The organism is Sphingorhabdus profundilacus (assembly GCF_009769755.1).
Classification (GTDB): domain Bacteria; phylum Pseudomonadota; class Alphaproteobacteria; order Sphingomonadales; family Sphingomonadaceae; genus Sphingorhabdus_B; species Sphingorhabdus_B profundilacus.
The window spans coordinates 345,618-361,707 of record NZ_SDWJ01000002.1 but is presented as its reverse complement, the minus strand read 5'-3'; the positions used below and the strand labels follow the sequence as shown (position 1 = coordinate 361,707).

At 56.4% G+C, this 16,090-nt stretch carries 16 protein-coding genes; 8 read left to right on the top strand and 8 right to left on the bottom strand.

What is annotated here, in order from left to right; translation table 11 throughout:
* Positions 1-49 precede the first annotated feature (49 nt).
* From EUU23_RS09555 to argH, 7 genes are all read right to left on the bottom strand, one after another.
* Entirely contained in the window at positions 50-1,531 is a 1,482-nt protein-coding gene (locus EUU23_RS09555; protein ID WP_160353916.1) for a WS/DGAT/MGAT family O-acyltransferase, read from the bottom strand.
* A 325-nt stretch (positions 1,532-1,856) separates the two neighbouring features.
* Positions 1,857-2,783 (bottom strand): DMT family transporter, encoded by a 927-nt coding sequence (locus tag EUU23_RS09550; protein WP_343032706.1) that lies wholly within the window; start codon positions 2,781-2,783, stop codon positions 1,857-1,859.
* Positions 2,780-3,781: a threonine aldolase family protein gene (locus EUU23_RS09545; protein WP_160353915.1), complete on the bottom strand. Its 1,002-nt coding sequence runs from the start codon at positions 3,779-3,781 to the stop codon at positions 2,780-2,782. The genes EUU23_RS09550 and EUU23_RS09545 overlap by 4 nt, the downstream gene beginning before the upstream one ends.
* A 105-nt stretch (positions 3,782-3,886) precedes the next feature.
* Positions 3,887-4,657 (bottom strand): NAD(P)-dependent oxidoreductase, encoded by a 771-nt coding sequence (locus EUU23_RS09540; protein ID WP_160353914.1) that lies wholly within the window; start codon positions 4,655-4,657, stop codon positions 3,887-3,889.
* A gap of 12 nt (positions 4,658-4,669) precedes the next feature.
* Entirely contained in the window at positions 4,670-5,932 is a 1,263-nt protein-coding gene (gene lysA, locus EUU23_RS09535) for a diaminopimelate decarboxylase (protein WP_160353913.1), read from the bottom strand.
* Positions 5,933-5,944: 12 nt separating this feature from the next.
* A complete protein-coding gene (locus tag EUU23_RS09530) occupies positions 5,945-6,250 on the bottom strand; it encodes a hypothetical protein (RefSeq protein WP_179956540.1) in 306 nt (101 codons plus the stop codon).
* Entirely contained in the window at positions 6,247-7,635 is a 1,389-nt protein-coding gene (argH, locus tag EUU23_RS09525) for an argininosuccinate lyase (protein WP_246156412.1), read from the bottom strand. Before argH ends, EUU23_RS09530 begins: the two co-directional genes overlap by 4 nt.
* Between argH and EUU23_RS09520 the strand changes: the two genes are divergently transcribed.
* Positions 7,634-8,245, top strand: coding sequence for a TlpA family protein disulfide reductase (locus EUU23_RS09520; protein ID WP_160353912.1), 612 nt, complete (start codon positions 7,634-7,636; stop codon positions 8,243-8,245). The two genes, argH and EUU23_RS09520, sit on opposite strands and share 2 nt — an antisense overlap.
* Here EUU23_RS09520 and EUU23_RS09515 read toward each other — a convergent pair whose 3' ends face one another.
* Positions 8,246-8,464: a hypothetical protein gene (locus EUU23_RS09515; RefSeq protein WP_160353911.1), complete on the bottom strand. Its 219-nt coding sequence runs from the start codon at positions 8,462-8,464 to the stop codon at positions 8,246-8,248.
* 294 nt (positions 8,465-8,758) lie between these two features.
* On the opposite strand from EUU23_RS09515, the gene EUU23_RS09510 reads away from it, so the two are divergent.
* From EUU23_RS09510 to EUU23_RS09480, 7 genes are all read left to right on the top strand, one after another.
* Entirely contained in the window at positions 8,759-9,988 is a 1,230-nt protein-coding gene (locus EUU23_RS09510; RefSeq protein WP_160353910.1) for a tyrosine-type recombinase/integrase, read from the top strand.
* A 26-nt stretch (positions 9,989-10,014) separates the two neighbouring features.
* Complete coding sequence (locus tag EUU23_RS09505; protein WP_160353909.1) at positions 10,015-10,557, top strand: hypothetical protein; 543 nt, start codon at positions 10,015-10,017, stop codon at positions 10,555-10,557.
* Positions 10,558-10,758: 201 nt separating this feature from the next.
* On the top strand, positions 10,759-10,968 hold the full coding sequence (locus EUU23_RS09500) for a helix-turn-helix transcriptional regulator (protein WP_160353908.1): 210 nt from the start codon (positions 10,759-10,761) through the stop codon (positions 10,966-10,968).
* Entirely contained in the window at positions 10,965-13,082 is a 2,118-nt protein-coding gene (locus EUU23_RS09495; RefSeq protein ID WP_160353907.1) for a phage/plasmid primase, P4 family, read from the top strand. Before EUU23_RS09500 ends, EUU23_RS09495 begins: the two co-directional genes overlap by 4 nt.
* A 1,455-nt stretch (positions 13,083-14,537) precedes the next feature.
* Positions 14,538-14,807, top strand: coding sequence for a hypothetical protein (locus tag EUU23_RS09490; protein ID WP_160353906.1), 270 nt, complete (start codon positions 14,538-14,540; stop codon positions 14,805-14,807).
* Between the two features lie 17 nt (positions 14,808-14,824).
* Entirely contained in the window at positions 14,825-15,310 is a 486-nt protein-coding gene (locus EUU23_RS09485; RefSeq protein ID WP_160353905.1) for a hypothetical protein, read from the top strand.
* Entirely contained in the window at positions 15,307-16,089 is a 783-nt protein-coding gene (locus EUU23_RS09480; protein ID WP_160353904.1) for a zinc metalloprotease, read from the top strand. Before EUU23_RS09485 ends, EUU23_RS09480 begins: the two co-directional genes overlap by 4 nt.
* Position 16,090 lies beyond the last annotated feature (1 nt).

Below are 16,090 nucleotides of genomic sequence, written 5' to 3'. Positions count from 1 at the left end.
GCAGAGTTAGCGCAGTTCAGGGTGACGGGGCGGGATAGGTTTTTGCTCTCTACTTTGCCTTAACCTTCGCCTTCGCCTTCTTTGCAGGCTTCGCCGCCTTCTCCGCCTTCACCTCGCTGAAATCCGCGTCGCGCAGCGCTTCGAACGAGTGCTGCAGCGCGGCGGCGTAGGTCGACGGGTCGGGCATGATGGCGCGGTCGCTGGTGAAGGAAATGGCGATTTCCGGGCCATAGCTGTAGATCGTGTTGATCAGGCCCATGCCGTCGAACACTGGCCCCAGACCCATCATCCGCACCAGCTTTGCGCCTGCAAAATAAAGCGGGACGCGCGGGCCGGGGACGTTGGTCGCGACGCAGTTGAACGCGGGCGAGTGCAGGTTCGATATACCGAGCCTTGTATACAGCCGCGCGCCTAATCCGGCGAGCGCGGCAGGCATGAATTGGCTATAATCGGTCAGCGTCCGCGCGCCGACGGCGTTGGTCATCGCCTTGCTGTTCTTCACTTCCTTATGGATATAGCGCAGCCGCTCCGCCGGGTCGGCGATATGCGTGCCGAGCTGCACCATCATGGCCGAGACGAGGTTGCCGAGCGATTCCTTCTCGCCCTCGGCCCGCACCGAAATGGGGGCCATCGCGGTCAGGCTCGGTTTCGGCAGGGCATCTCGGCCCATCAGATATTCACGCAAGGCCCCGCCGATAATGGCGAGGATGACATCGTTGACCGTCGCGCCTTCGACCCGGTCCTTGATCGCGCGTATGTCGGCAAGGGCATAGACCACCCCGTCAAACGCTCTGTGGGGGCCAACTTTTCCGTTGAAAATCGTCTGCGGCGCCATCCGTGTGGATTTTAGCGACACGTCCCCGCCCGCGATTTCCTTGGTGAGGCGTGCAATGCCGGGTACGGTGTTGGCCAGCGTCTTGGCAAATTTGAACGGTTGTGTGACCGAGGTCATCCAGGTTCGAACCAGCATCTCGCCCAGTTTCGGATCGCTCTCGGGCTTCCAGCTTGACGGCGGCGCTTCGGGCACTTCCTTGGGTTCCAGATCATGCACCGCCGCGCTCAGCTCCACGCCCGACATGCCGTCAATTGCCGCATGGTGGACCTTGGATACGAGTGCGAAACTGCCCTTGGGAATGCCGGGGATATTGTCGAGTCCTTCGACAATGTTGAATTCCCATAACGGCTTGGTCAGGTCCATCCCCCGCGCATGCAGACGCGCGACCTGGATGCACAATTGCCGCCAGTCCCCCGGTTGCGGCAGGGCGATGTGCCGGACATGATATTCGAGATCGAAATTCGCATCCTCCACCCAATAAGGATGGTCAAGGTCGAACGGCACGCGCACCAGTTTCTGGCGAAAACTGCGCGCCTTGTCCAAGCGCCCTTCGATATGCCGCAATATATCCTTGAAGCGGACGAACCCGCCCGGCGCCGTCGAAGGGTCATAAATCGCGACCGACCCGATGTGCATCGGCGTGTTTGGCGTATCCAGATAGACGAAACTCGCGTCTTGTCCGCTTAGTTGCTCCATAGCCCTCTCCTGCTTTATTTTGCAGAGAAGCTATCGCGATTTTAACGGGAAGGCGAGTCCTAGGCGATGAACTCGTAAATTTCGTCATCGAGGCGTCAAAATGGCGTCGATCTCGGACCAAAATGCGCGCCGCCGATAGTCATTCTACCGGCAAGCGCATTTTGGTTCGAGATCGACGCCATTTTGGCGTCCCGAAGGGATTTGGCCCATTTTGCCCAAGGCTGCGTCAGAAAGCCTTGAGATATGTCGATATCCCGGAGGCTTCCTTCCTTGCCCTGTGCAAAATGGCCTCAAACCTCGATGACGAAATTTACGAGTTCATCGCCTAGGCTTTGCGGGTCTGCATCGCGACGACGAGCCCGATCATCGCCAGCCCCGCGCCTGCAATAGCGAGCAGTGACCATCTATAGCCTTCAAAGGCGGTGGACAAAAGCATGGCGATAAGCGGAATCAATACACCGGTATAGGCCGCCTTGCCGGGGCCAATGTCACGGATCAGGCGGAAATAAAGCGGGAAGGTCAGCACCGTGCCCACAATACCGAGATACAGCACGCCGCCAAAATAGGCAGGTCGCGGGTCAAACACCGGTGGTCCGAAAAAGAATAAAGCGATCAGCGCGTTACAAACGCTGCCCCAAAGCATCGACCAGGCCAATATCGTCACGGTCGGGAATCGGGCGATGCGGGGTATCACCTGCAACACGTTGGATATCGACGCGCTGACCACGGCGGCTAGCGTCAGCGACAGCCCGATGAGCACATCCATGCCCCCCACCGGCGCCACGCGATATTCGCGCAGCATCAGCAAGCCGACGCCGGTCGTCGCAATGGCGGACCCGATGATGAACGCCGTGCCGATCGGGCGTCCCAGCCACCATTTGCCGAGCAAGGCATTGGGGATGATCAGCAGCGCGAAAATCACGGCGACCAGACCCGAGGTAATATGATGCTCCGCCAGATAGACGAAGTTGAAATTCAGCGAAAACTGGATGAGACCCAGAAACATCGACCAGCCAAGAAATTCCCGGTCAATCCGCAATGGTTGCCGCATGATCAGTGCAAGAAGGAACATACCTATTGCTGCCACCGTAAAGCGGTAGGTCACGGACCAGCTTGACGGTACAACGCTCAACTGGTCCCGGATCACGAACCAGGTCGATCCCCAGATCAGCGACACCACCAGAAAAGGGATGAGCACGCGTGGTGCGAGCAGCCCGGGTTCGATTGCGGGTTCAGGGTCGGACCTGCTCACAAGGCGGCAATCGCGCGGGCGAGCGGTGCGACATCGTCCTTGGTGTGGTGCCAGCTGGTAACCAGGCGCGCCGCGCCTTCGCCCCAGTCGTAAAAGTCAAAGCCCTGCGCGCGCAAGCTGGCGGCTTCTGTTGCGGTCAGCCGGACGAAAATCTCATTGGCTTCGACCGGATAGAGCAAACGGTCTTGTGCCGCCCCGGCGATAATCGCCGCCGCCGCATTGGCCGCACGGGCATTGGCAAGCCACAGGTCATCGTCCAGCATCGCCAGCAATTGCACCGCCAGAAACCGGCCCTTGGATTGCAGATGTCCGGCGCGTTTACGGCGATAGCGCGCGGCGTCGGCATGGGCGGGGTCGAAATAGACCAACGCCTCGGCCCCCATGCCGCCATTTTTGGCAAAGCCGAAGCTCAGCACATCGACGCCTGCGCGGACGGTGACGTCGGCGGGGTGGCAGCCAAGCGATGCCACCGCGTTCCCAAAACGCGCACCGTCCATGTGAAAGCCGATATGGCGTGTCCGGCACACATCGCCCAGCGCCGCCACTTCGGCAGGGCGGTAGGTCAGGCCATATTCGGTGGCGTTGGTGATCGACAGCGCAGCGGCCTGTACCTGATGCACATCGTTGCGGATCGTCCCCAGCAAATCGCTGACCGCCTGCGGCGTAACCTTCGCGCCATCGCCATCGACCAGCATCAGCTTTGCGCCGCCCGTGTAAAATCCGGGCGCGCCGCATTCATCGACCTCAATATGCGCCTCGCGGTGGCAGATTATGCCCTGATGCGGTTGGCACAGGGAGGTGAGCGCAAGGCAGTTGGCGGCGGTGCCGGTGGCCACCCACAGCACCGCCACGTCGCAGCCGAAGGCTTCGGAAAAACGGGCATCCAACTGCGCGCTCCAGCGGTCGCCATCATAGGCGGTATCAATCTGGTTCGCATCCGCGATGGCCTGCATCACCTTGGGGTGAACGGGGGCCGCATTGTCAGAGAAAAAACGCATAATTGGCGCAAGAAAGGAAATGCACACCGGCGTCAAGCGGATAGCGTGATGGCGGAAGATAGGTCCTGACCCTAAATCATTTATAAATGGCCTGCGGGTTTATCCTTAAATCCCCAATTTCAGATAAAGCACCAAACCGTCGGGGGCGGGTGTTGGGGGAGCGCCTTCATGGCGGACCGCGTCGGCGCGGGCGCGGTTTAATATGGCAAAGGGGATGTTGGCGTCGTGAAATATATGATCGGCCTCGCCCAATAAACGCGCTGTCAGCAGGGTGAGGTCATCGGCATTGCCCGATAACAGAGATATTTCCACCAGGCGGGAGCGCTGCGCCGTACCGCCTTGATCCAGCCATGTGTCGATGGACGATGCACCGTGGTTTTGGAACGGGTCGAGACGTCCACCTGCGGCAAAAGCCTGATCGAGCGCACGGCGGCGGTCTGCTGCCTGGGGCCACTGGGCGCGAATGGCGTCGCGTGCATTCGATATGGATGTCGCTAGCGCGCCCAGATTTTCCGGCAGCAACGTCTCAATCCGTTGCCGGATGGCCTTGGCCATTCCCGCCGATGCGCCGCCTGTTCCCACTGCCACCAGCACGGGCGCACGATCAACCAGCGCTGGCGTCGTAAAATCACAATGTTCCGGCCGGTCGACGACATTGACCAGCAAGCCACGTGCTTTCAGTTCGGCGGCAATAGCCAACGCCTCGGCTTCGTCTTCCACCGCCACGAAAGCCAGCACCGCCTCGTCGCTATTTGCATCAACGCAGATTCCCCCAGCGCGTTCGATCAGCCGCCTTTTGGCATCCGCCGCGTCGCCTTCGCCAACCAATATGACTTTCCGGCCCCGCACATTTACGAAAATGGGTAGCTGGTCCACCAATCGTTCCTTTTATTTCAGCCAATCCGGCACATGTTCGGCGGCTAAAATCGTTTCAGGCGAAATGCGTTCTGCGACGATCGCGAATTTGTCGCCGTCAACCAGCACTTCGGGCACAAGCCCGCGGCTGTTATAGGTGCTGGCCATTGTCGCGCCATAGGCCCCTGCGGTGCGGAAAATGGCCAGATCATTGGCGGCGACGACATCAATTTCGCGCCCCATGGCAAATGTGTCACCGGTTTCGCAGACAGGACCGACGATATTGGCCGCCATTTTCTGTCCATTGGGTTCCACCGCCTCAAAATCATGCCAGGCATCGTACAGCGCCGGGCGTGCCAGATCGTTCATCGCCGCGTCGACAATGGCAAAGGGCAGATTGCCTGACCCCGGTTTTACCCGAATGACGCGGGTTAACAATATTCCGGCATTTCCGGCAATAACGCGGCCCGGCTCAAACATCAGCCGCACATCCCAATCACGGGTGACGCGTTCGACCATCGCGCCATAGTCGGCAGGGTCAGGGGGGCAATCCTCCGCCTTATATTGAACGCCCAGACCGCCGCCCAGATCGACATGGGTAATGCGGTGTCCACTGCCCCGCAATCCCCTTACGAGCGCACCGATTTTGCCAAAGGCTGTCTCCAGCGGTTCCAGACTGGTCAACTGGCTGCCGATGTGCAGGGCAACGCCGCGCATATTGAGGCTGGGCAGTGCGTCAAGCCGTGCGTAAATGTCTGGCGCACGGTGGATGCCGACGCCAAATTTATTGTCGGCCTTGCCGGTCGAAATCTTGCCATGCGTGCCTGCATCAACATCGGGGTTGATCCGCAAAACCGCGTTCGCAGGCAGGTTTAGCGTATCGGCGAGCGTCGCCAGCTCGCGGCCTTCCTCTTCGGATTCTATGTTGAACTGGCCGATCCCAGCCTTGAGCGCGCGGACGATTTCGCCGGCGGTCTTGCCGACGCCGGAAAACACAATATCTTCCGCCGCCATGCCCGCCGCCAGCGCACGGTCCATTTCCCCGCCGGACACCACATCGGCGCCATAGCCTTGCCGGGCAAGAACTTTGAGCACCGCCAGATTGGGATTGGCCTTCACCGCAAAGGCAAGATGCGGGTTATCAAGGCCTGACAGCGCGTCGCGAAAGACCTGGGCATGACGTTCCAATGTTGCGCGGGAATAGACATAGACGGGCGTTCCGACGCTATCGGCAATGGCGGGCAACGGCACATCTTCGGCGTGCAACACGCCATTTATAAGGTCAAAATGATTCATGCGAGAGTGGACTTAATCTAGGTTCGATTTGGGATCAGTGGTGGGGTCATCGGGATTGAACGGTTTGGGTTCCTGTCCCGGTGGAACGTCAAAAGGATCATCCTCGCGCCGTTCGGACCGCTTCAGCAATTCATCAGAGCGCCCTGGCCGGGCCTGCACATTGGGCGTGGACAGGGCTTGTGCGGACTGTTCGCCGCGTTGGCCATAGGCTTTGACCGGCAATGTAGTGCCGGTGCGTGGCTCCAAATCGCCGACTTTGCCGCACCCTACCAGACAGAGGCCAAGGACGATAATGAACAGCTTGCCTTTTGACGTCATGCCTCAAGCTCCTTTTGTGCGGCGGCGACGGCTTCCCTTACCCGAAGCGGTGCGGTACCGCCAGCGCTCGTCCGGCTGGCGACGGAGCCTTCGACCGATAAATCGGGCAGGATGCATCCCGCCAAGGGCGGATGAACAGCCGCAAGGTCATCTGCGGTTATCGATTCCAGACCCATATTGCGGGCTTCGCATGCCTTGACGATGCTGCCAGTGACATGGTGGGCATCGCGGAAGGCCAGACCATGTTCGCGCACCAGCCAGTCGGCCAGATCGGTCGCGGTCGAAAAACCCGAAGCGGCGACGGCGCGCATCCGCCCGGTCTGGAATGCGACATTGCCGACCATGCCCGTCATCGCGGCGATCGACAGCGCAAGCAGGTCATAGGCCTCGAACACCGGCGGCTTATCGTCCTGCATATCCTTGGAATAAGCGAGCGGCAGGCCCTTCATTATGACCATCAGGCTGGTCATGCAGCCCATGATGCGTCCGGCATGGCCGCGCACCAGTTCGGCGGCGTCCGGATTGCGCTTTTGCGGCATAATCGAGCTACCCGTCGACCATGCATCGGGCAAGGCGATAAAGCCGAAAGGCTGTGATGCCCACAGGATCATTTCTTCGGCAAGGCGCGACAGGTGCAGCGCCGTTTGCGTGGCACAGGTCAGAAATTCGAGTGCAAAGTCACGGTCCGAAACGGCATCGAGGCTGTTGCCCATCGGCCCGTCAAAACCCAGCGCCTGCGCCGTGGCGCTCCGGTCGATGGGGAAGGATGTTCCGGCCAGCGCCGCAGCGCCCAAGGGGGACTGGTTCAAACGCCGGGCGCAGTCGGCAAAGCGGCAGCGGTCGCGCTTGGCCATTTCATAATAGGCCATCAGATGGTGCCCCAGCGTCACCGGCTGCGCGACCTGCAAATGGGTGAAGCCGGGCATGATGCTGTCGGCATGTTCGTCGGCGCGGGTGACCAGCGCCAACTGGAAAGCTTTCAGTCCGCCATCAATCTGGCCGATCGCGGTGCGGATCCAGAGGCGGAAATCGGTTGCCACCTGATCGTTGCGCGACCTGGCGGTGTGCAACCGCGCGGCCGGTTCGCCGACCAGTTCACGCAGGCGGGTCTCGGTCACCATATGGATATCTTCAAGCGTCCAGTCTTCAGGCACGCCATGCGCTTCATATTCGGTATGGATGGCGGACAGTCCTTGCTGGATTGCGGCCTCGTCTGCGCCCGAAATAATGCCTTGCGCGGCGAGCATTTGTGCGTGGGCCTTGCTTCCGGCGATATCTTCCTGCCAAAGGCGCTTGTCGAATGGAATCGAGGCATTAATCTCGCGCATGACATCCCCCGGGCCTTCGCCAAAACGGCCGCCCCACATGCTATTGGAATCTGACATGCGTTTGGTAATCGCCCCAACCCTTTTCGCGCTAGTCTCTCTCGGTCTGGCCGGGTGCGATACGGGAAGTCCGCCAAAGGGGCAAGGGCAAGCCGGTTCGGGGACCGAAAATGCCGCAATATCCGCGAAAGCCGATGTCGGCCTTGAAAGCGCCAACGGGATGCGTGCGGCCTTGAGCTATGGATTTGCAGGGCAACAAGCACCATCGGCCGTATTCAAAGGGGCGGACGGCGGCGATGTGACGCTTGCTGACTTTGCAGGAAAACCGATTTTGGTCAATTTGTGGGCAACATGGTGCGCGCCGTGCAAGGCGGAAATGCCGACATTGGATGCGCTGGCCGCGTTAGAGCAGGACCGCATGGCCGTGATCGTCCTATCGCAGGATCTTGCAGGGCGACCGCCGGTGGACGCCTTTTTTGCCAAAGCGGGCATCAAAAATCTGGAACCCTATACCGACGTCGACAATGCCATGCTTGCAGCGTTCAATAACCAGATTGCCCTGCCCACCACCATATTATATGATTCCGAAGGCCATGAAGTCTGGCGCGTTACCGGCGGTGTGGAATGGGATGACGCCGAAATGGCAAAGCTTCTACGTGAAGCAACCTGATTACATCAGGATGCGGCGGACGCGGGCTTTTTCCTTTTTGCGAATCGGCAGCGATTCGGTCAGCGACCGGACGATGGAGTGCCGGTGTTTGGGGTCTGTGCAGTTGAGCGTTTCATTTTGCTCGCCCTGCTCATTTTCCCGCGCATAGGCAGCATCGGGCACCAGCATAGCCGCGCACAGCACTAAGGCTGTTCCCAATGTCGGAATATGACCCCTCATGCGCCGAAAATGCATCTCCAAAGCTTTCTGCACGATGAACGACACAGGCGTTCTCTTTATTTTTCAGGTAAAGTCTGAAAAATGGTGGGCGCTAACGGGCTCGAACCGCTGACCCTCTCGGTGTAAAACCTGTTAGCGGGGTATCCAAGGGTATACAAGGGTATCCAACAAAGCCTTGATAAATAACGAAATATATTGTAGAACGGCCTTCTGGGTGTTTTTGTAAATCCATGCACAATCACCGAAATACTCGGTCTGTGTGTACACAGATGGATACACGAGAAAGGGCAACCGATGGGTTCTTCCAGATTAAGGCCGCTAACGGTAAAAGAAATTGAAAGCATCACCAGTTCTGCTCCTACTACCATCCGGCATATCGGATTGGGTGGCGTACCTGGCTTTGTTTTAGTCCACACTCCCTCCGGATATACGAGCTATGCTTTGAGATATCGTAAGGGCAAGCAGCTTGTTAAACTTACAATCGGAAGCACTAAGGCGTTCACTCTTGCAGATGCCCGCAAACTTGCTGCCAAATTTCGTGCGGAAGTCGAAAGCGGTAAAGACCCCCACGGAGCAAAACTCGCAGAACGCACCGCCAGTAATGCACGCATTTTACTCGACCCAGAGCATCTTTGGCTGAAATATATGCAGCTAGCCGCTAGTCGGTTACGGTCTCGGCATGAAAAGGACCGGCTTTTCCGCCGCCACATTCTGCCAATAATAGGTGGGCGCTGCATAACAGAAATAAAACGATCTCATGCTCTCGAAGTGGTTGATAAAATCGTAGCAGACGGAAAGCTCCCGTTGGCCGATAAAGTTAGGCAGGAAGGTACAGCTTTCTTCAATTGGCTTTGGGAACGGGAACATGTGGACGGAAATCCTTTCGCGAGAATTCGCAAAGCAACTATAGGGAAGTCGATACGGACCCGCGTACTCAACGATAAGGAGTTGCGGGAAATCTGGATCGCGAGTGAACCCGAGGGGCGTTGGGGACATTGGATAAAGTTGCTGATCCTTACCGGCACAAGAAATGCGGAAGTTCGCAACGCAAGTTGGATGGAGTTCGACCTTGAAGCGCAGGTTTGGACCATCCCTGCGCACAGGGCGAAGAATAACGTCCCGCAGCAAATTCATCTCGCCGAAGCCGCACTTGCCGTGTTGAATAACATTGCTCGCTTTCCGAATACAGACCTGCTTTTTCCGGCTAATGGCAATCCTACGCGATGCATGTCCGGTGATCAAAAAGTGAAAGACCGTATCGATGAGCGTATGCGCAAAGCACTTGCCGCCATTGGCGAGCGGGATCCAGAGAACTGGCGAATTCACGATTTTCGTCGAACCATCGCCACGGGACTGCAACGCCTTGGCTTTCGGCCGGACATTGCAGATCAAGTTATTGGGCATGTTAGCAGTACGCGGTCCGGCGCTGCAGCGCACTACCTTCATCATCGATACGAGGAGGAGAAGAAACAAGCATTGGAAGTTTGGAGCAGCTATGTATTAAAAATTATCGGAACCCCTTAATTTCAAGAAAATCGGCAGGGCTATCTATGTCTAAGAACTATTCCTTTGACGATGACAAATCCGGTCAGGCTAGTACCCTACTCGCTGAGCCGGCAGACGCCGTGGAGCGCGCACGGTATATCGGTTCGTTTCCGCACCAATCACCCCACGGTATCAGAAAAAAAGGTGCAAAATGGACGACCTACTCCGATCGGCAGTATGAAGTTGAAGACCGAGCTCGGACATACATGCTGGTTCACGCACGAAATGTTCGCGACTCAGAGCGCATGGAGGACTGGTTGGAATATACCTCTGCATACCCGAAAATCGCTTTGACGGAGGAAGAAATGAGGCAAAAAGGTAATCCCGACGTATTAGTAAGGGCGCACTATGTTTTCGAGGCGGTTTCACGGCTGTTAGAGCTAGCAAATGCCCCCGAAAGTTTAAAAGTCGATTTCGAACTCTTAGTAAAGAAACGCCGGCCGAAATCTGTACCAAAACGGGCTAAGGCTCAGGAATTAATCCTCAAAATCCTACAGCAAGCCTCCGTAAAATCGCTGAACTTGCTGAATATGACCCAGGTGATCTGAGTAGAGATCTGAAAAAACGATACGTCTTCTGGCCCGGGAAAAACGTAACGTAACGACCCTTGAAGTGTTGGGATAGGAGTTATTGACCCCAACATATTTGACGTTGTTTAATGGGTGCTCCTGATAGGGAGGGCCTATAAACAGAAACTGAAAGTTTCGAAGTTTGATGCCTCCCGTCGGTTAAACGATCGGAGAATTAAAATGTTAGAACATCAAAATCCTCGCTTCTTGAGACTTCCAGAAGTTCTCGCGCGAGTTGGAGTATCCTACAATACAATATCGCGCTGGGAGGAGCAGGGCATTTTCCCCAAACGCCGTCACCTTGGGCCGAACAGCGTCGGGTGGCTCGAACACGAGGTCAACGAATGGTGCGCGTCCCGCAAGACTCGTGAAGACGCGGAGGCGTTATGACGCAAATCCTTTGCGAAGATGCACTGCATTATCACTCTCTAGGCTATGAGCCAGTATATGTGCCACGCGGCGAAAAGGGCGCTAAATCGATGGGCTGGCAGGTAAAGAAGGCAACCGAAGACAGCATAAATCGGGAATTCTCTAAGCCATCCAACCTTGGTATCCGTACCGGTGATCCCCATGCTGATGGCAGTTGCCTGTTTGGCATCGACATCGACGTAGATGATGCAAATCTCGTACGATGTGTCGAGCGAGCGATTGGATGTTCCGTGCCGGTAAAAAGGGGCAAAAAAGGTGTTACCTATTTAGCTCGACTGACCGAGCAAATAGCCAGTCAAAAGATCCATATGTATCGTGACGGTAATAAGCGACCCGTGATCGATATATTATGTCGGAGCGCGCAAACGGTAATTCCTCCATCAATTCATCCAGAAACAAAGGAACCGTACAAGTGGGTTGCGGGGTCTCCACTTCGCGAAATGCCATACGATAAGCTCCCGATGTTCACGCCTTGGGTCATCGACGAGGTCGTTGGATTTTGCAAAAATCCCGATGATCCGATTTACGCGCTCAACGACATGGTCTGGCGTGGAATTGGGGCGGGCGGAGACACCCATGAGACTTGTCTTCGCGCTGTGTCGTCCATGGTTACGCGCGGATGGCCAGATGAAGATATTCATATACGTGTTGGGCGCGCAAAACGTGAAGCCTGCGAGGCGGCGGGAATGCCTTACGACTGGCCGCAAGCCGAAAAGGTAATCCAGGAATGGATCGATAGCGCGCGAGCCAAATTTGGAGGATCGCAAAAAGGTCGGCAAAAGATCAGCCACGGAGCCCTGGCCGACGCATTTCTGTTAAATTCGGGTCACTATTTGCGATTTGATCGCGATGCAAACTGTTGGTATTTCTTTGATGGGCGCTGCTGGCAGGGAAATCACAATTTCCTGGTTCTTCACGCAATAGAAAACTCCCTGCCGATAGAACTGCGCAACAGCCACGTGGTTGCCGGCGTCGAGAAATCTCTGCGTAACCGTCCCAAATTATCGATTAGGCAGAGAGACTGGGATCCCGATCCTCATTTGCTAAACACACCTGCCGGGGTGGTTGACCTGCGGGCTGGGAACATCATGCCTTCAGCGCCTGACTTTTTGATGACCCGGATTACCAGTGCTGCGCCCGCGGACGACTGGTCTGGGTCGCTCTGGGCCGTGAAGCTCTTGGAATGGTTTGGTGATGATCCCGCGGAGCAAACCTACATCCAGGTACTTCTCGGTTATTTTCTCACAGGTGAGACACGCCATGCCTGCCTTCCCGTGTGGATAGGTCCTGGTGGCGATGGGAAATCGGTGATCGCGAATACGCTCCGCAATATGCTAGGAGATTATGCGAAGACTTCGACAGATACGGCGTTCGTCGACACCCGCCACTCACAACATTCCGAGGAACTCGCTTGGCTTAATGGCGCACGGTTGGTGCTGGTGAACGAGATTAACGGCAGTCTTCCATGGAATGACAGTCGGATAAAAGCCGTCACTGGCGGAGAGCATATCGCCGCATCGTATAAAGGCGGTCATGTTTTTGAATATAGGCCAAGTTTCAAGCTTTTGATTACCGGTAACGAGGCCCCACGTCTCCGGTCGGCTGGTCCCGAGTTCAGAAGACGGTTTCATGTTTATAACTTCACCCGGGGCGTCGCTTCACCTGACGCCGAATTATCAGAAAAGTTGCGCGCTGAAAGCGGGGCAATACTGCGGTATGCGATAGAGGGAGCCATAAAATATTATAGTGAGGGTCTAAGCCGCTCTCCTGCAGTCGAGGCCGCAAATGCCGAGTATTTTGAGGCCAATGATCTTATACAACAGTGGTTGAATGAATGTTGCGAAGTTGATCCAGATCGCCGGGTGGAAGGGATTGTCGCTTATCAGAACTATGTCAGTTGGTGCGCCGACCAGGGTGTTAAATTTCCCATCCAGCGACAGTCGTTCACGTCTAGACTCAAATCGAAAAGTATTGATAGCCGAACTGCCACCATCAAAGGCCGCAGCAATTCAGTACGCTGCTATATGGGTATCGATCTCCGCGGCGAATATCCTGACGGAATGCGAGACTTTTAGTCTCACTTCCATGCGGAGATTATTATCGCAAAAATACATATGACGTCCGCTGACGGGGCCGCGGCTACACTGTCAGAGTAATGCTGGTTGTCTCTGGGCGTCGATGTGTACGGCTGAAACAATCACGAAAACGTTTTTAGCCAAACTGACAACCTGACAAGTATGAAACTAGTTAAACGATAAGAGGCAGGAACCCTGGAAAATATGGCTCGTGTTAAAAGCCCACGCATTTTCCGTATGGCTGCGTGGGCGTCATAGCTGTCATAGCCGTCAGGCGACTCGAATGCCCTGCCAACTCTCCCGAACTATTTGGAGCCAAATTGGAACTGATACGACCCAACGCGGAGTCATCCTGCGTCATGTGTTCATGTAAGTTTTTGGACGTTCTTGTAAAAACTAGCTAGTCTAGTCGGGCATGCTGCCCCGAGCAGGGGCTAAGGACGGGGTAGATGCAAAATACCCGTGCGACAGCTGTGTTCAGACGACCCCCTCTCCTGAGAGTATGGGGCCCCTATTTGAGAACGCCGTCCCGCCGCGTCTGTTGGTACAATTGGGGTCTCGTGTATATTCGCATGTACACGAAGGTATTCGTGAAGAACTATCGCAGTGTGTTGTTGTGGCAATCGCCGGGTTTTGCATGTGCGAATGATCAGACGAATTTCGCAATGAGAGTGTAAATTGAACGGAGATCCGAATCTTCGATCGCTTGGATACATTAGGAGCTACACGAGATATGGCCCTCGTGATTTTGCTGGTAATCTGCGGTCGACCCTCTCGCTGTGGACCATATCTACTTTGTTTCGAAAGGCAGCATTGTTGGATAATCTTGACGATCCGCTTACGAGGCGGCGAGGTCGGCAGCAGACGTTCGTTCATCGAGCGCCCTACTGTTGGCTATGTGCCTGATCTGCGCACCGAGACGACCGATCAAGAGCTGCCATTCGCTGGATGCGGAACGCTTCGACGGCCGCGTCGATATCGGCCTGAAAAGCAGGGCCCACATGGTTGCTGAGCGCATCGATATTTGACCTGCGACATGCAAATAGAGGCCATCGGTGATTGGATAAGGACTTCAAGGAAACCATAGCTTTCGCAACTGCGTGGCCAGTTTCGCTTCCGTTCGGCTATACGCACAACGCATCGCAAGGGATTGAAATCGAGGGAGTTAGTTTTGAATCAGGTTATTTTCGTGTGGTACGACGTTAGTGGCAGTTCTGCTGGACGATGCTAAGTAGAACGCATCTTTGGTGGCAAGATAAACCGTAAACAAGCAATAGTCCGCCAAATCCACGCGGGTACTTCGTAGATATATATTGACTGGACTTTCTCTGCATTTTGGTTTCAAGTTCTGGTAGGTTCGCAGTAAGATGTTGGAGGGGAAATGATCGAAGCGCGATCTTACCAAGCGGCTGGCTTGACGGCAGCATGCGGCTCCGCGCGCAGAGGTAGCGGCGTGTGAGCGATCTAAATGCCAGCCTCTCGATCGCCGGCGCGGCGTTGAGCGGCGGGGCAATGGGTTGCATTGCGGGGTTGCGCGCCGGACCGGCCAACCTCTCCAACCTCATTCAGGTACCGTGGCCATCGGTGAGCTTGGCTGGGCTTGGCTTGATCACACTTTGGCAAGCCGGGGGCACAGCGACCGGCGTCTATGCTTTTTCCGCGCTAACGACATTGTTGCTGCAACGTGCGGCGTTTGCGCCGCCGTCGTGGCTAGGCGGCGACTGAGTGGAAAGGGATTGAAGATGCAATGGGATTGGCAGATGGCAGGAGCCTTTGCGTTTGGACTGGTGCTGGGATGGAACCTGTATTTCGTCAATCGCTACCGCAAGGGTGAGATCGGCTTTGGCGACCTCACAACCTTGATCGGGGCGGTTGGCGGGGCTGCAGTGCTAACCTTGTTCGAGGCCGGAACCAATTTGTTCGGAGCCTACGGTGTCGGGCTCGGAGTGGGCTTCTTCCTGTATTTCGCGTTCCTGATCGGGACGGTGAACAAATCTGATAATTTCAACGCGGACTGGTTCCTCGACGGGCGCCGCAAGAATCCGGCTGAGGATGAAGGCTACGGCGCGGACGCGCGGGGCACCGTGACTCCGGCAGCGCTGCAACCGTCCGGGTCCGTGGCTAGCGGAACGGTCAATCACTTCTACGGAGTCAATCCGGGGGATATGCACAGTTTGGCACCGTCGGACGAAGCGGGAAAGGCTCCGGCCAAGGCTGCGAAGCCGTGACGGCTCAGGATCACGAAGCAAATACCGGCGGCGATGTGCCGCCGCCGACAGCGCATTTCTGTTCGGCGATTGAGATTGCCGAAGATCTCGACAATCCGCCGTCGAATACAACTGGCGTCTCGGCCCGTGCAGTATTGCTCAATGCGGCCTTCTGGGGTCGCGGCGTCCGGTTGCGGGTCGCTTTCATGGAAGGCGAGCCTGCGCTCCACCGGCGGGTGGAAGCGCTTGCGCAGCTCTGGCCCGAGCAAACAGAGGCGGATTTTTCCTTCGAGTTCTGGATCGATAACGGGTTAGATCCTTCGGAGGCCGACATTCGCGTCACCTTCACTCCGGGTCTGGGCAGCTTTTCGAAGCTTGGCCGCTATGCGACCAGTGTCGCCAAGTCTAAGCGGACGATGAACTTAGGCTGGATGACGCTCGATCTCGACGAGGAGCGCGCGCGCGCGGTGGTGCTCCACGAATTCGGTCATGCGCTTGGGCTCGTGCACGAACATATGAATCCGGCCAAACCGATTTCCTGGAATCGCGAGCGCGTTATTGCCGATCTCAAAAAATCCCAAGGCTGGGACGAGACCAAAATCGAGGCAAATATGTTTGCCCGCTATCGCCCCGACCAGATATTCGGAACCGATGTCGATCAGCTTTCGATAATGATGTATCCGATCGATCCGGTCTGGACCACCAACGGCTACAGTGCGCCGTTCAATTCCGTACTGACTGATGCGGACAAAGCCTTGGTGCGCGAAGCATATGGACCGCGCCCCAGCTTAGGCGGCTGAT

Bases quoted from the DNA above. Each gene is read 5' to 3' on its own strand.
- lysA (WP_160353913.1), bottom strand. From the start codon at position 5,932: ATGAATCATTTTGACCTTATAAATGGCGTGTTGCACGCCGAAGATGTG.
- argH (WP_246156412.1), bottom strand. From the start codon at position 7,635: ATGTCAGATTCCAATAGCATGTGGGGCGGCCGTTTTGGCGAAGGCCCG.
- EUU23_RS09485 (WP_160353905.1), top strand. From the start codon at position 14,825: ATGCAATGGGATTGGCAGATGGCAGGAGCCTTTGCGTTTGGACTGGTG.
- EUU23_RS09545 (WP_160353915.1), bottom strand. From the start codon at position 3,781: ATGCGTTTTTTCTCTGACAATGCGGCCCCCGTTCACCCCAAGGTGATG.
- EUU23_RS09530 (WP_179956540.1), bottom strand. From the start codon at position 6,250: ATGACGTCAAAAGGCAAGCTGTTCATTATCGTCCTTGGCCTCTGTCTG.
- EUU23_RS09505 (WP_160353909.1), top strand. From the start codon at position 10,015: ATGTCTAAGAACTATTCCTTTGACGATGACAAATCCGGTCAGGCTAGT.
- EUU23_RS09495 (WP_160353907.1), top strand. From the start codon at position 10,965: ATGACGCAAATCCTTTGCGAAGATGCACTGCATTATCACTCTCTAGGC.
- EUU23_RS09515 (WP_160353911.1), bottom strand. From the start codon at position 8,464: ATGAGGGGTCATATTCCGACATTGGGAACAGCCTTAGTGCTGTGCGCG.
- EUU23_RS09555 (WP_160353916.1), bottom strand. From the start codon at position 1,531: ATGGAGCAACTAAGCGGACAAGACGCGAGTTTCGTCTATCTGGATACG.
- EUU23_RS09500 (WP_160353908.1), top strand. From the start codon at position 10,759: ATGTTAGAACATCAAAATCCTCGCTTCTTGAGACTTCCAGAAGTTCTC.
- EUU23_RS09520 (WP_160353912.1), top strand. From the start codon at position 7,634: ATGCGTTTGGTAATCGCCCCAACCCTTTTCGCGCTAGTCTCTCTCGGT.
- EUU23_RS09510 (WP_160353910.1), top strand. From the start codon at position 8,759: ATGGGTTCTTCCAGATTAAGGCCGCTAACGGTAAAAGAAATTGAAAGC.